This window comes from Dokdonella sp. (genome assembly GCF_049593775.1).
Classification (GTDB): Bacteria; Pseudomonadota; Gammaproteobacteria; order Xanthomonadales; family Rhodanobacteraceae; genus Dokdonella.
Genome location: NZ_JBAWHJ010000082.1, coordinates 1 through 14,482, shown reverse-complemented (window position 1 = coordinate 14,482; position 14,482 = coordinate 1). Strand labels below are relative to the sequence as shown.

Below are 14,482 nucleotides of genomic sequence, written 5' to 3'. Positions count from 1 at the left end.
AGGTTAGACTGCATCGACCAGCCACTGGGGAGTGCGATGGGGCTGATCGACGACAACCTGAATTTTTCGGCCGAGCCTACCAAGGCAGCACCTGCGTGGAAGATTCTGGTTGTAGATGATGAACCCGAAGTGCATCAGGTTACCCGGCTGGTGCTCTGCAACTTCCAATTTGCCGATCGCCCGCTGGAACTGATCAGCGCCTATTCAAGCGCTGAAGCAGAAAAGCTGCTCCGGGAGCACCCCGACACGGCAGTCATCCTTCTCGATGTCGTGATGGAAACCGAGCAGGCGGGGCTGGACCTTGTTCGCACCATACGCGAACGTCTGGACAACCACTTCGTACGTATCGTATTGCGTACCGGCCAGCCCGGGCAGGCACCGGAGCACGAAGTCGTCGCGGCCTATGACATCAACGACTACAAGGAAAAAACCGAGCTCACTGCGCAGAAGCTCTCGACCACTCTGTACTCTGCGCTTCGCGCCTATCGCGACATGCGCACGATAGAGGCGAGCCGGCGTGGACTCGAAGTCGTCATCCAGGCCTCATCCGAAGTGTTCTCGCATCATCAGCCACAACATTTCGCGTCCGTGGTTCTGGCCAAGCTGGCGGAGCTGATCGGCGTCGAGAGTGGCGCGATGTGTTGCCGGATCGCGGACCCCAGTGGCGAACCACCGGAACACTTCCAGATCACCGCAGCCAGCGGCCAGTACTCGCGGTACCTGTCGCGCAATGCCGAGGAAAAACTGCCCGGCCACATGGTGCAGTCCCTGCAGAACGCCTTCAGCAAAAAGCAGCACGTCTTCCGCGACGATCACTACGTGTTGCACTTCTCAGACAGCGACGCCACGGAAGCACTCCTGTATGTGGGGGAGAGCCATCGCCTTGATGAACATGCCCATCAGTTGATGCAGGTTTTTTGCAGCAACGTGGCGATTGCCTACGAGAACATGCACCTCAACCAGGAGCTGTTCGACAGCCAGCTCGACATGGTCTACCTGCTTGCGGGTGCTGCCGAGACGCGCTCGCGGGAAACGGCGAATCACGTCCGCCGTGTCGGCATCATTGCGTCCAAGCTTGGACGCATGTACGGACTTGATGAAAACACCTGCGAGCTGCTCAACTACGCAGCCCCCTTGCACGACATAGGCAAGATCGGCATCCCCGATGCCATCCTCAACAAGCCGGGCCCGCATACGCCGGACGAAACCGTGGTCATGCGCACGCACGCAGAAATTGGGGCGAAGATGCTCGCAGGAACCCGAAGGCCGGCATTCCGGATGGCCGCCCAGATCGCCATGACCCACCACGAGAATTTCGACGGAAGCGGCTATCCCTGTGGCCTGTCCGGAACCGACATTCCAATCTCCGGCAGGATCACGGCGTTGGCTGATGTCTTTGACGCCCTCGGAAGTCGCCGCTGCTACAAGGAGCCGTGGCCAGACCCGGAAATTCGGCGCTTCATCGAGGCTCAGCGAGATCGCAAGTTCGATCCCGAACTGACCGATCTGCTGTTTGCCAACTGGGATGAAATCACTGCATTGCGCAAGGAAATGCCGGATACGTGAACCCCGCGTCCGGCTCCGTTATTCCGCATTGAAGCGGATGCAGATCCTGATGCCCTCCCCTGGCGTGCTGGCTACCACGATCGTTCCGCCAAGCACCTGGGTGACCAGGTTGTAGACAATATGCATGCCTAGCCCGGAGCCACCCGAACCACGTCGGGTCGTATAGAACGGGTCAAAGATCCGCGCACTGCCGACTTCATCCATCCCCTTTCCGTCATCCACATAGTCGATGGCAATGGCGGAATCCTGCCTTGAAATTCCGATTTCGATCTTTCCGGGGACATCAGGACTGAAGGCATGAATCAATGAATTCATGACGAGGTTGCTGATGATCTGGTACAGCGCCCCTGGCGCAGTCTCGCAGACCACCGGTTGCAGGCAAATCAGAGTCACCTTGTGCGGAGTCTTCTTCAAGGCTGGCCCAAGCGTGGTCAGGATATCGCTCATGCACACACCGAGATCGACAACCCTTCGATCCTCGGTCGACTGGTCCACGGCGATCTGCTTGAAGCTGCGAACCAACCGATCTGCCCGCTGCAGATTTCGCAGGATGATCTGCGCACTTTCGACAGCTGCATGCTCGAAGCGCTCAAGATCGGAACGCTTGATCTCGCCTGTCTTGATCAAACGTGACAGGTGCTGTGCTTCCTCGTTCAAGTGCGATGCCGCCGTGACGCCAATTCCGATGGGCGTATTTATTTCATGCGCGATGCCTGCAACCAGCCCTCCCAGAGAGGCCAGCTTCTCGGCCTCGAGCAACTGGCGCTGGGTCAGCGTCAGGCGATCCAGAGCCTGTTGCAGCTCATGGTTGGTGGTGCTGAGGTCAGCCGTGCGGCGCTCCACGCGCAGCTCCAGTTCTTCATTGAGTCTGCGCAGCGCTTCTTCGGCCTGCTTGAGCGCGTTGATGTCATGAGTGGTGCCCACCATGCGCATCGCACGCCCCTGCGCATCCCGCTCGACGATACGCCCTCGATTGAGGACCCATACCCACTCGTGATCCGCGTTCAATGTGCGGTAGCTGGATTCAAACGAGGGCGTCAAACCCTTCAGATGAGCCGCGAATCGGGCATCGAAACCCGGCAAGTCGTCCTTGTGTACATAAGGCCGAAAAGCCTCGACTGTTTCATCCACGTCTTCAGCCGTTACCGCCGTATATTCGAGCTTGTTTTCCCGAAGCATGCGCCCTGTGCTCATGTCGATGTCCCACAACTCGCTGCCGCTTCCCCAGAGCGCGAGCTTGAGACGCTCCTGGCTTTGACGAATGCTCTCCTGTGCCAGTTTCCTGCGAAGAATGTTCCTGCGCAGCTGCAAACCGATCAGCCAGCTCAGCGCGAGCACGAACAAGGAGTATCCGGTAATGGCCAGTGGTGATGCCCATGGCGACGGTGCCACCGTGATATCGACCCCTGGCTCGTATTCAACCCACTCCTCGCCCTCGTGACGGGCTCGCAGTCGCAGGCGATAGCGGCCGGACGGAAGATCCGTAAACGTCGCGAATCGACGATTCGCCGATGTCTCGATCCACTGCGAATCGTGCCCTTCCAGCAGATAGCTGTAGCGGATGGACTCAGGGTCGGAGAAGTCGAGCGCGGCAAACTCGAAAGTGACGTTGTCGTGGTCGTGGCGCAACGAAGCCTTGCCACCTTGAATCAAAGTGGTATCCAGTGGCGACTCCGGGTCGCGCCAACTCAGGCTGACTGGCACGTTCTGCAGCAGAAGGCGTGTCGGCAACGGTTCTGGCGGTGGCGGAAGACTGACTTTGAGCGGATCGAATATGCTGATCCCCTCCAGCCCGCTGAACACCATTCGCCCGCCCGGCAGCCGGGTCGCTCCATTGATCCAGTACCCGCCCGGCAGGGTTCCATCGTCTGGCGCGAGGTTGATGAATCGATGGGTCTTGCGATCGAAACGACTGATGCCCGCAGTAGTACTGATCCACAGGCGAGCCTCGGAATCCTCGAGGATGGCTCCAATCGCTTCCGCTGCCAGCCCCTCTCTCGAACCGAATGTCTCGAATTGCGGAGACATTCCCGTGTCAGGCAAGAGGTGGCTGATTCCACCCCCCTGGGTTCCTATCCAGAGTTCGCCGCTGGAATCGACACTCAAGGTGGAAATGGCGTCACTGCCAACGGTTGTCGAGTCTTCCCGGTTGAACGAAAAGTGATCGAATCGTCCTGCTTCACGGTTGTAGCGATCCAGCCCGCCTGCGCGCAGGGCCAGCCACAACTCCGCCGAAGGCGTTTCGACAATGGCCCCCACGGCATCACCACCAATATTGGCAGGGCTGCCTGGCCTGTCGGGATCGTGCCTGTGGTGGATAAAGCCGGCGCACGTTGCGCAGCGCTCATCGAGTCCCTTGCTGGCGGTGCCGATCCACATCGTTCCGACACGATCCTCGTAGATGTAGAGAATTGAATCTTCTGCAAGACTGGTCGGATCGTCCGGATCATGCCGAACATGCTCGAACGCGGAACTTCCGGGGCGCAGGATATCGATGCCGCCGCCCATGGTCCCGACCCAGAGACTGCCATCACGAGTGCGCATGATGTACTGCACGAAATCATGCGACAGGGATCCAGGGTCGGCTGGATCATTCGTATAGCGTGCAATGACGCCACGCTGGAGGTCGAGGTGAACCAGTCCGCCGCCTTCAAGCACGCCTACCCACAACGTGCCATCAGGATCCCCCCATACCGTCAGGGCCAGGCGGGACGGCAAGGTACGCGAATCGCCGGATATGCTTTCTACGCGCGTGAAGGCTTCGGTGCGCGGGTTGTGCACCGAGAAGCCATTCGCCCACGTTCCAATAAACAGGGTCCCGTCCCTGCCTCGGACCAGTGAAGACAATCGGTTGGCGCCAATCGTGTGGTATCGGGACGGATCATGCTGATAGTGATTGAAGTGCCCGCTTGCCGGATCCAGATGGGAAAGACCGCGGCTATTCCCCGCAATCCAGACTCCGCCATCCTGATCAGCCAGAAGCGCACGGACAGCCGGATCATGCAACCCGCCATCTGCCCCCGCCGGTCGGCCACCGTAGTGCTGCTTCAACTGCCCGTTCTGATCCAGCCGGTAGAGACCGGATTCCGCCGTACCGACCCAGATGTCTGAATCCGGTGTTTGCGCGATCGCGTGAACGTCCAGCGACTGATTGCCGCCAATGCGGATTTCGCGCAGGCCATGGCCGTCTTCATCGACTCGCCACAATCCGTCTCTGGCACCCAGCCAAACCCCGCCATCAGCGGTCTGCATCATGGACCGCACAAGCCGCAGGTCATCCGGCGCATTGATTGGCGTATCGACCAGATTCAGGGCTTCACGATCAAACCATTGAATTCGCCCACCCGAACTTGCCACCCAGACCCGATTGTCCCTATCCACCAGCAGCGCGCTGACGTGATTGCTGCCCAGCGCATTCGGATTGCCGGCATTGGACCGATAGCTTGTGAAACGATCGAGTGCAGGGTCATAACGATTCAGACCACCTGCCTGCGTGCCCACCCACAAACCGCCATCGGCGTCGGCCGCCAATGCCCATACATGGTTTTGCGAAAGCGACCAGGGGTCATCCCGGACCGACTTGTAGACGCGAAACTCGTAGCCGTCGAAACGGCTTAATCCATTCTGTGTCCCGATCCAGATAAAGCCGCTCCGATCCTGAACCATGGCCCGGGCGGTTGCCTGGGACATTCCCTGTTCGGTTCCGTAGGTGCGGAAGTGCATGTTGTCGACGCCGACCGCACCGTCGGCCACGGACCGGGCAGGGATAAAGGCCAGCCACAGGAACATCAGGAAACCGAACACCGTCGGTGCTCCCGGCCACCGACGAGCTGCGCTGGAGGAATGCATTTGCAAGAGGCTAGACCTCCACGCGCGGCGCAACAAGCAAGACCCGAAGTTGCTGCGTCGCAGCACCTGTCAGTCCAGCCCCGGCAAGGGCCACCGGATGGCCCTCAATGCCAGCAAGCATCGGGTTTCCTCGGCAATGTTGGCGGCTTGTCACAAGGCTTGTCGAAAACCCGGGATTCCGTCACGCAACATCCAACATTTCTGTTGACGGCGATCACACACTGAATGAATGATTCCGGCGTATCGTCCACCACGTTTTCGGGGATCTCGCATGAATATGAACTGGTTGTCCGGACTGGTGGCCTGCTCCATGCTTTTCGGCGCCACGAGCGCCCGCGCATTGCAACACGATCCAATGTTCACCGGCAATTTCGAGATGCCTGCCGACTTGCCTGCCAGCGACATGGAGGCTGCCCGCTTCCTGACTCAGGCCACCTACGGCCCGACCACCTCGGAAATTGCACGCCTGCGTTCGATGGGGTATTCGGAATGGCTGCGTCGGGAATTCAACAAACCCGCCACCTCGGCCCGGACCTACATGGAGGCCGTCAACGAAGCCCGGCTCGCAGCCAGCCAGAGCGGCGTCAGTCACAACAATCGCCTCGATCGCTGGTTCCATACGGCAGCAACCGCTGATGACCAGCTGCGCCAGCGAGCCGCTTTCGCGCTCAGCCAGATACTGGTCATTTCGGACCAGAACAGCAGCCTCGGCGGCGAGTCCATCCAGGTCAGCGAGTATTGGGACATCCTCGCCAGAAATGCCTTTGGCAACTACCGGGAATTGCTCGACCAGGTCACGTGGAACCCGTCGATGGGCAAGTATCTCAGCCACTTCCGCAATCGAAAGGCATCCACCGATGGCTTGCGCCAACCCGACGAGAACTACGCGCGCGAAGTCATGCAGCTGTTCACGATCGGCCTGATCGAACGCAATACCAATTTCACCCCAATCCTGAGTGGCGGCCTGCCAATACCGACCTACGACCAGGGCGTGGTGAGCAACTACGCCAAGGTATTCACCGGGTTCAACTACAACAATGCGACCTCGATCAGCAACGGGACCAACACCTACCTGCGCATGACCTGCATTGCGACCGAGCACGATGTCACCGCGAAAACGGTTGTCGGCGGCACCGTGATTCCTGCCGGACAATCCTGTGCCGATGATGTCGATGACGGCATCGATCTACTGTTTGGCCATCCAAACGTTGCGCCGTTCATATCGCGCCAGCTTATCCAGCGATTCGTATCAAGCTCGCCTTCCTCGGCCTACATCCAGCGCGTGGCGCAGAAATTCAACAACAACGGATTCGGTGAGCGAGGCGATCTCAGTGCAGTGATGAAGCAGATCCTGCTCGATCCGGAGGCGCGCAACGCCCCGGGGACCAATTCAGGCAAGCCTCGCGAACCCATGCTCAAGTTGACTGCCATGTGGCGAGCCTGGGACGCGCAAATGCCTGCAGCTGACGATTATGGAAACATCGCCATGGGCATGACCAACCCCAGCGGCTCGTTTGGCCAGCGTCCATTGGGTGCCGATACCGTTTTCAATTTCTTCGAACCCGACTACCAGCAGCCGGGTGCCATTGCCGATGCGGGCCTGTTTTCACCGGAGTTCCAGACGCTCAACGAAAGCACGCTTACTTCCAGTTCGAACAGCTACTACACCTACAGCTGGAACAGCTACGTCGGCATGAGCAGCCCGCCAAGCAACCGGCCCTTGCTCAACCTCGCGCCATTGGTTGCCCTGTCTTCGGATCCGACGGCAATGGTTGACGAGGTCAACAAGCGCATGATGTACGGCAGCATGTCGACGATGATGCGTACCACGTTAATCAACATGCTGGTCTTCATGGACGGCGCAACTGCCACCGACAAGGCACGCACCCTGATTTACGTGACCGCTCTTTCCCCCGAATACGCAGTGCAACGTTGAGGCCAGTCCCATGAGCGGCGAATCCACATCCCGTAGAAATTTCCTGCGCCAACTGTCCTGTGCACTCTGTGCAGGCGGCGCCTCCACACTGTTGCCCCAGCTCAACCTGATCAGCAGCGCACTGGCCCAGTCCACGGTGCCCGGCTACAAGGCGCTGGTCTGCGTATATCTGTCGGGCGGTAATGATGCATGGAACTTGCTGGTGCCTTATGACCAGCCTCGCTACGACGTCTATGCCGAATCGCGCAGTGGCGTATACAACGCAAGTTCGAATCCAGGCGGATTGGCGATTCCGCGAACATCGCTTGCAGGAACGCAGATCGCCGGTGGCAGCTACGCGCTGCACCCCAGCACGGTGGACCGTACCGGGCCGAACCAGCCTGGAATCCGTTCGCTCTACAACCAGGGCAAGCTGACCCTGGTCAACAACATCGGCACCCTGATCCAGCCCATCACCAAGGCCGAATACAACGCGAACAGTGCCTTGCGCCCGCCGCAGCTGTATTCGCACAGCGACCAGGAAAACCAGTGGCATATCGGCCGCACCACGCCATCTGCGCGCGGCTGGGGCGGACTGGTTGCAGACCGTGTTCGCACGAACAACCTCAATCAGGAGCTGTCGCCATGCATATCCATAGGCGGCGGAAACCGGTTCGAAGTGGGTGCTCAGACATTCCCCTACCAGATGTCTTCCAGCGGACTGTCCGGGCTATCGGGCATGACCGGGACCAGTAGTGAAGGCGCAGCGCGCCGCGGAGCATTGCAGCAATTGCTGGACGCGAGCTATCCATCTCCCTACCAGGACGAATACAGGAGGGTCTTTGGACGATCCCGAGAGCTGTATGACCTGCTCAACTCCGGCCTGGCCACCGGCGGAGTCGGCAATGTCACGACCGATTTCCCCAATGAGTCGCTGTCGAACCAGCTCAAGATGGTCGCGCGGATGATCAAGCTTTCGCGTGATACATCATTCGGTGTCCAGCATTCGCGTCAGGTCTATTACGTTCGACTCGGTGGCTTCGACATGCATGACAACCTCATGAGCACAGGCACCAGCGGCCATGCCGCCTACATTACCCGCGTCTCGCAGGCGCTGGGCGCGTTCTGGTCCGCCCTCGGTGAAATCGGCGCGCAGAACGAAGTCACCACATTCACGATGAGCGAGTTCGCCCGTACGCTGTCTACCAACGGCAACGGTTCGGATCACGCCTGGGGCTCGATCAACATGATCATGGGCGGACGGGTCCAGGGCGGCCAGATGTATGGGAGCTTCCCCGATCAGACTCTCAACGGCCCGGTCAGCCTCAGCCGGGGCCAGTTCATCCCTTCGACCAGTGTCGACCAGATGGCTGCGACACTGGCCAACTGGATGGGCGTGACATCGACCACCGATCTCAACACCATATTCCCGAACCTGCCGAACTTCTCGTCCAACAACCTCGGGTTCATGCTTTCTTGATGAGTACCAATACGTTTGCAGCAAGCTTGGCTGCCCTCACGCGCAGCATGGGACTCGCATTGGGACTCGCATTGTTTTCCAGCACTACCGTGATGGCCGCCACCGGCTGCGAAAGCATTGCCAGCATCCCGATCACCTGGAACATCGACTACACGACGACAATCCAGGATGTTTTCTCGAATCGATGCTCGAACTGCCACGTGGACCACGCCGGAAGCCCATCGGGCGATCTTGATCTCGACCCCGAATTCTCCTGGGACAATCTGGTCAACGCACCCTCAAACAGCCAGCCTGGCCGATTCCTCGTCGTGCCGGGTCAGCCGCTGAACAGCGTCCTGTTCGAAAAGCTCAATTGCGACTTGCCCGACGCGGGCGATCGAATGCCACGCGCACGGCCGCCACTCGCGCCCGCCGAGCAGGCATTGATCTTCGACTGGATCATGCTGGGGGCCCCGTTCCAGCCAACTGATTTCATATTCTTCGGCGGGTTCGAGCCACGCCCATGAGAGCGCCCATTGTCCCGGTCACAACCAACCGGGCGCTGACCAGGAAAACCTGATCTAGAACAGTTGTTCGAGGAAGACGTCCGCCACCCTTGGGTCCATGGCGAGCAGGAACAGCACGCCGTAGGCAGCACCCCAAAGGTGCGCGCTGTGATTGACATTGTCAGTGCCCTTGCGATCCATGTAGATCGAGTAGCCGATGTAGAGCACTGCATAGACAATTGCCGGACAGGGAATGAAGAAAACCAGAATGGTTGTCCACGGCTGCAACAGGACGAACGCAAACAGCACTGCAGAAACTGCCCCTGATGCGCCCAGGCTTCGATAGGCCGGATTGTCCACGTTGCGAATGTAGGTCGGAAGAATCGACACGACGATTGCCGACAGGTAGAAGGCAACGAAGCCGACCACACCGATGTAGCTCGAGATGAATTGCTCGATCAGGCTGCCAAAGAAATACAGCGTGATCATGTTGAACAACAGATGCGACAGGTCGGCATGGATGAATCCATAGCTGAGTAGTCGGTAGTACTGCTTGCCGCGCTTGATCGCCGGCGGCCACAGGATCAATTCACCCAGCCAGCGTTCGTCCTTCAATGCCAGCCAGGAAACGAGGCAGGTGATCAGGATGATGACGATCGTTGCATTCATGAATTGGTCCGGTCTGTCGCCGGGTCACGCAGTATCGCATCCACAGCCGATTTGCGAAGCGTGAGAACATTCACGCATGACACACATCACACCACGAAAAATCGCGGTAATCGGCGGCGGTCCGGCGGGCTTGATGGCGGCCGAGCGCGCCCTCAGGGCGGGGTTTTCCGTTGATCTGTACGAGCGCATGGGTTCGGTCGGACGCAAGTTCCTGGTCGCCGGCAAGGGTGGGCTCAATCTCACCCATTCCGACTCGGCGGAGGTTTTCGCCAGTCGGTTTGGATCGCGCAGTGCCGAAATCGCAGCGTGGCTGAGTCGATTCGGTCCCGCCGCTTTGCGCGAGTGGGCCGAGAGCCTTGGAGTGAAGACGTTCATCGGCAGCTCAGGGCGCGTATTTCCCGAGGACCTGAAAGCTGCACCGCTATTGCGTCGATGGGTGCGAAACCTGCGTTCGGATGGGGTGCGCTTTCACGTCCATCATGAATGGACGGGTTGGGCGGATCAAAACGTCCTGCGCTTCCGTTCCAATGGTGAGGAGGTGCTCGCGAACGCAGATGCCGTGGTGCTGGCTCTTGGCGGCGGAAGCTGGCCAAAGCTGGGCTCGGATGGCCGCTGGCAGTCGCTACTTACAAGCCGTGACGTGGACGTCGCGCCGTTGCAAGCATCCAACTGCGGTTTCGATGTCGGCTGGACGGATCACCTGAGCTCACGCCATGCTGGTTCGCCGATCAAACCGGTCATCATCCAGTGGGACTCATCGGAAGGCGAGCAAAGACAGCGCCAGGGCGAGTTCGTGCTCACCTCGACCGGCGTGGAGGGTAGCCTGATCTATTCGATTTCAGGCGAACTGAGGGACACCATTTCGGCCAGGGGTTTGGCGATGATCCATCTCGACCTTGCACCGGATCGTGATTCACAACGACTCCATCGCGATCTATCACGACCGCGAGGCAAGCACTCACTGGCGAAACACCTGCATCGACAGGCTGGCATCGACGGAGCAAAGAGCGCACTGCTACACGAAGTGCTTGATCGCGCGGCATTCGATGATGTCGATCAGCTGGTTGCAGCCATCAAGTCCCTGCCCTTGCGCTTGCAGCGCGCGCGTCCCATGGACGAGGCGATCAGCACGGCTGGCGGCGTCCGCCTTGAGGAGTTCGATGGCAACCTGATGCTCAAGCAACTGCCGGGCGTATTCTGCGCGGGCGAAATGCTCGACTGGGAAGCCCCGACGGGGGGCTATTTGCTTACCGCCTGTTTTGCCAGTGGCTTCATGGCCGGCACCGGGGCAGCAGAGTGGCTGGCAAGGCAGCCACTGGACTGATCACCATTCGGTTCGATTCGGCAACAGTCCCTTCAATTCGGCATCGGTCAGGTTGCGCCATTGCCCGACCCGCAAGCTGCCCAGTCGAATGTTGACAATTCGAACGCGGCACAGCTGCTTGACCCGGTAGCCGAACGCTGCAGCCATCAGGCGAATCTGGCGATTGAGTCCTTGCGTCAGGACGATACGGAATCCGAAACGGGCAAGCTTCCAGACCCTGCAGGGCTTGGTCATCTGGTTATGGATGCGTACGCCTCGTGCCATTCCGTTGAGGAATTCATCCGTTACGGCGCGGGTGACGCCGACCAGGTACTCCTTCTCGTGATTGTTCTCCGAGCGCAGCAATTCATTGACGATATCGCCATTGCTGGTCAACAGGATGAGCCCCTCGGAATCCTTGTCGAGCCGTCCTATGGGGAAGATGCGATGCTGGTGATCGACGAAATCGATGATGTTGCCCTTGACCGCCGACTCAGTCGTGCAGGTGATCCCGACCGGCTTGTACAAGGCAATATAGACATGCTTGCGCGTACCCGCGCTGCTTGAGCGCTGTCGGAGCGATTGACCATTGACCAGCACTTCATCGCCATCCGCGTAGACATCGCCGATACGGGCCGGTTGGCCATTGAGGGTGACCTTGCGCGAGGCTATCAGGCGATCCGCCTCACGCCGCGAACAATATCCGCTTTCACTGATGAATTTGTTGAGCCGCATCGGTTCGTACTGTTCCTGAGGGTGAGGCAACGCTATCCGGGCTGGCCGTGGCCCCGGGGGCGTGGATGCTGGCATGACGGAACGCCACGGTCCAATCCCGTTACGACCCATTGCAGGCTGGCAAGCGAATTCCGCTGCATGTGCGCGGGTGATTCAGAATTGGGCCTGCGCGCTGGCAACCTGGCCCGGAATGGGTTGCAGAATGGCTCAGCAAGGCCCGCCCTCTGACTTTAGTCACGCGCAAATTGAGGCGGATTGCCCTAATCTGGTGGTTCCTTTTGAATTCCGGATGACCTGATGATGACCCATCGCCTTACCTTGGCGGCCGCTCTGGCGCTGTCTCTTGGCATTTCCGCTCCCGTGTTCTCCGCAGATTCCGACAAGGCATCCAAGCCGGCCAGCAAGTCCAGCAGCGCCGCTGCCGAAGCAACCAACCCGCTGTTTGCCCCCAGCCCCTTGCCGTTCCAGTTCCCGCAGTTCGACAAGATCAAGGATGCGGACTACACGCCGGCCTTCGAGAAGGGAATGGCCGACAATCGCGTCGAGATTGAGGCAATCGCCAACAACAAGGACCCGGCCACGTTCGACAACACGATTGTCGCCATGGAGCGCAGTGGCGCCCTGCTGAATCGGGTTGCACGCGTCTTCTTCGGCCTGTCCGGCACCAACACCAACGACACCATGCAGGCCATCCAGGCGGACATGGCGCCCAAGCTGTCTGCCCACAACGACATGATCCTGCTCAATGGCAAATTGTTTGCGCGTGTCGAGGCGATTTACGACAAGCGCGATACCCTCGGTCTCGATCCCGAATCGAAGCGTCTGGTCGAGCGATATCACACTGATTTCGTGCGCGCCGGCGCGAAGCTGTCCGACGCCGACAAGACCCGCCTGAAAGCGATCAATTCCGAAATGGCCAGCCTGGCAACCCGATTCAGCCAGAACCTGCTCAAGGAAACCAACGCCTCGGCCGTCGTTGTCGAAGACAAGAAGAAACTGACAGGTCTGACCGATGACGCCATCGGAGCAGCCAGCGAAGCTGCCAAGAGCCGCGACCTGAAAGACAAATATGTGATTCCGCTGAAAAACACCAGCGGTCAACCACCCCTCGCATCACTGCAGGATCGGGCGTTGCGCCAGGAGATCATGAAGGCATCCTTGACCCGCGGCAGCAAGGGTGGCGAATTCGACAATCGCGCCATCGTCGCTTCGATGGCCAAGTTGCGCGCCGAGCGCGCCGCATTGCTCGGCTATCCCAATCACGCCGCCTACGTCCTTGAGGACGAAACTGCCGGCACGGTAGAGGCGGTCAACAAGCTGCTCGCCCAACTGGCACCTCCGGCAGTGGCCAATGCGCGCGCCGAGGGCGCAGACATCCAGAAGATGATCAACAAGGAAGGTGGCGCCTTCGAGCTCACGGCCGCTGACTGGTCCTACTACACCGAGAAGGTACGCAAGGAGAAATTCGATCTCGACGCCGAGGAGCTGCGCCCCTACTTCGAGATGGACAACGTGCTCCAGAATGGCGTGTTCTTTGCCGCCAACAAGCTCTATGGACTGACCTTCAAGGAGCGCAAGGACCTTCCTGTCTACCTGCCGGACATCCGGGTATTCGAAGTGTTCGAGGAGAATGGTGATTCGCTGGCCCTGTTCATCGTCGACTACTACGCACGCAGCAACAAGCGCGGTGGCGCCTGGATGAATGCATACGTCCAGCAATCGAAACTGGACGGTACCAAGCCGGTCGTCGGCAATCATCTGAATATCCCGAAGCCAGCCGATGGCGAACCGACCTTGATGACATACGATGAGGTCAACACGGCATTCCACGAATTCGGCCACGCCCTGCATGGCATGTTTTCAGACGTGAAGTACCCACGCTTCTCGGGTACGTCCGTGCCGCGCGACTTCGTCGAGTATCCGTCTCAGGTAAACGAGATGTGGGTAGCCTGGCCGGAAGTCCTGAAAAACTACGCCAAGCACTACAAGACCGGCGAACCGATTCCCAAGGCCTTGCTCGACAAGGTCATAGCCTCCGAAAAATTCAACCAGGGATTCGCCACGACCGAGTACCTCGGCGCAGCGCTGCTTGACCAGGCTTGGCACCAGATCACTGCGGCACAGGCTCCGGATGCCGACGGTGTTCTCAACTTCGAAGCTGCTGCGCTGAAGAAGGCCGGCATTGACTATGCCCCGGTGCCCCCACGCTATCGCACCACCTACTTCTCCCACATCATGGGCGGCTATTCCGCAGGCTACTACGCCTACATCTGGAGTGAAGTCCTCGACGCCGGAAGCGTCAAGTGGTTCAAGGAGAACGGCGGCCTGACGCGCAAGAACGGCGATCACTTCCGTGAAACCCTGCTCTCACGTGGCGGATCCGAGGATGCCATCACTCTGTACGAGAATTTCAGTGGTGGCCAGCCCGACGTACAGCCTCTGCTGGAACGCCGTGGCCTGACTGGCGCAAAGGAGTAACC

The 14,482-nt window shown here is 59.4% G+C and carries 9 protein-coding genes; 6 read left to right on the top strand and 3 right to left on the bottom strand.

Features of this window, described 5'->3' with window-relative positions; translation table 11 throughout:
• Window positions 1-1,566: DUF3369 domain-containing protein (locus WBP53_RS02895; protein WP_423925746.1), on the top strand; the 1,566-nt coding region annotated here is incomplete at its 5' end.
• A gap of 18 nt (window positions 1,567-1,584) precedes the next feature.
• Here WBP53_RS02895 and WBP53_RS02890 read toward each other — a convergent pair.
• Window positions 1,585-5,370 carry a two-component regulator propeller domain-containing protein gene (locus tag WBP53_RS02890; RefSeq protein ID WP_423925744.1) on the bottom strand — a complete coding sequence of 1,262 codons (3,786 nt, stop codon included), beginning with the start codon at window positions 5,368-5,370 and terminating at the stop codon, window positions 1,585-1,587.
• 316 nt (window positions 5,371-5,686) lie between these two features.
• On the opposite strand from WBP53_RS02890, the gene WBP53_RS02885 reads away from it, so the two are divergent.
• The 3 genes from WBP53_RS02885 to WBP53_RS02875 are packed head-to-tail and all read left to right on the top strand — an operon-like array spanning window position 5,687 to window position 9,316.
• The gene (locus WBP53_RS02885; RefSeq protein WP_423925742.1) at window positions 5,687-7,351 is read left to right on the top strand and encodes a DUF1800 domain-containing protein; all 1,665 of its coding nucleotides are present in this window, start codon (window positions 5,687-5,689) and stop codon (window positions 7,349-7,351) included.
• A 10-nt stretch (window positions 7,352-7,361) separates the two neighbouring features.
• Window positions 7,362-8,810, top strand: a complete 1,449-nt coding sequence (locus WBP53_RS02880; RefSeq protein WP_423925740.1) for a DUF1501 domain-containing protein — start codon at window positions 7,362-7,364, stop codon at window positions 8,808-8,810.
• Window positions 8,810-9,316: a hypothetical protein gene (locus WBP53_RS02875; RefSeq protein WP_423925738.1), complete on the top strand. Its 507-nt coding sequence runs from the start codon at window positions 8,810-8,812 to the stop codon at window positions 9,314-9,316. Before WBP53_RS02880 ends, WBP53_RS02875 begins: the two co-directional genes overlap by 1 nt.
• 54 nt (window positions 9,317-9,370) lie before the next feature.
• Here WBP53_RS02875 and WBP53_RS02870 read toward each other — a convergent pair whose 3' ends face one another.
• Entirely contained in the window at window positions 9,371-9,964 is a 594-nt protein-coding gene (locus WBP53_RS02870) for a rhomboid family intramembrane serine protease (RefSeq protein ID WP_423925736.1), read from the bottom strand.
• A 76-nt stretch (window positions 9,965-10,040) separates the two neighbouring features.
• Between WBP53_RS02870 and WBP53_RS02865 the strand changes: the two genes are divergently transcribed.
• Entirely contained in the window at window positions 10,041-11,288 is a 1,248-nt protein-coding gene (locus tag WBP53_RS02865) for a TIGR03862 family flavoprotein (protein WP_423925734.1), read from the top strand.
• Here the strand turns inward: WBP53_RS02865 and WBP53_RS02860 are convergent, their stop codons facing one another.
• Window positions 11,289-12,002: a pseudouridine synthase gene (locus tag WBP53_RS02860; RefSeq protein WP_423925732.1), complete on the bottom strand. Its 714-nt coding sequence runs from the start codon at window positions 12,000-12,002 to the stop codon at window positions 11,289-11,291.
• Between the two features lie 300 nt (window positions 12,003-12,302).
• Between WBP53_RS02860 and WBP53_RS02855 the strand changes: the two genes are divergently transcribed.
• Window positions 12,303-14,480, top strand: coding sequence for a M3 family metallopeptidase (locus WBP53_RS02855; protein ID WP_423925748.1), 2,178 nt, complete (start codon window positions 12,303-12,305; stop codon window positions 14,478-14,480).
• Window positions 14,481-14,482: the final 2 nt, after the last annotated feature.

What these genes read in the sequence shown, in the direction of transcription:
- WBP53_RS02885 (WP_423925742.1), top strand. Translation starts at nt 5,687, where the DNA reads ATGAATATGAACTGGTTGTCCGGACTGGTGGCCTGCTCCATGCTTTTC.
- WBP53_RS02855 (WP_423925748.1), top strand. Translation starts at nt 12,303, where the DNA reads ATGACCCATCGCCTTACCTTGGCGGCCGCTCTGGCGCTGTCTCTTGGC.
- WBP53_RS02865 (WP_423925734.1), top strand. Translation starts at nt 10,041, where the DNA reads ATGACACACATCACACCACGAAAAATCGCGGTAATCGGCGGCGGTCCG.
- WBP53_RS02875 (WP_423925738.1), top strand. Translation starts at nt 8,810, where the DNA reads ATGAGTACCAATACGTTTGCAGCAAGCTTGGCTGCCCTCACGCGCAGC.
- WBP53_RS02870 (WP_423925736.1), bottom strand. Translation starts at nt 9,964, where the DNA reads ATGAATGCAACGATCGTCATCATCCTGATCACCTGCCTCGTTTCCTGG.
- WBP53_RS02880 (WP_423925740.1), top strand. Translation starts at nt 7,362, where the DNA reads ATGAGCGGCGAATCCACATCCCGTAGAAATTTCCTGCGCCAACTGTCC.
- WBP53_RS02860 (WP_423925732.1), bottom strand. Translation starts at nt 12,002, where the DNA reads ATGCGGCTCAACAAATTCATCAGTGAAAGCGGATATTGTTCGCGGCGT.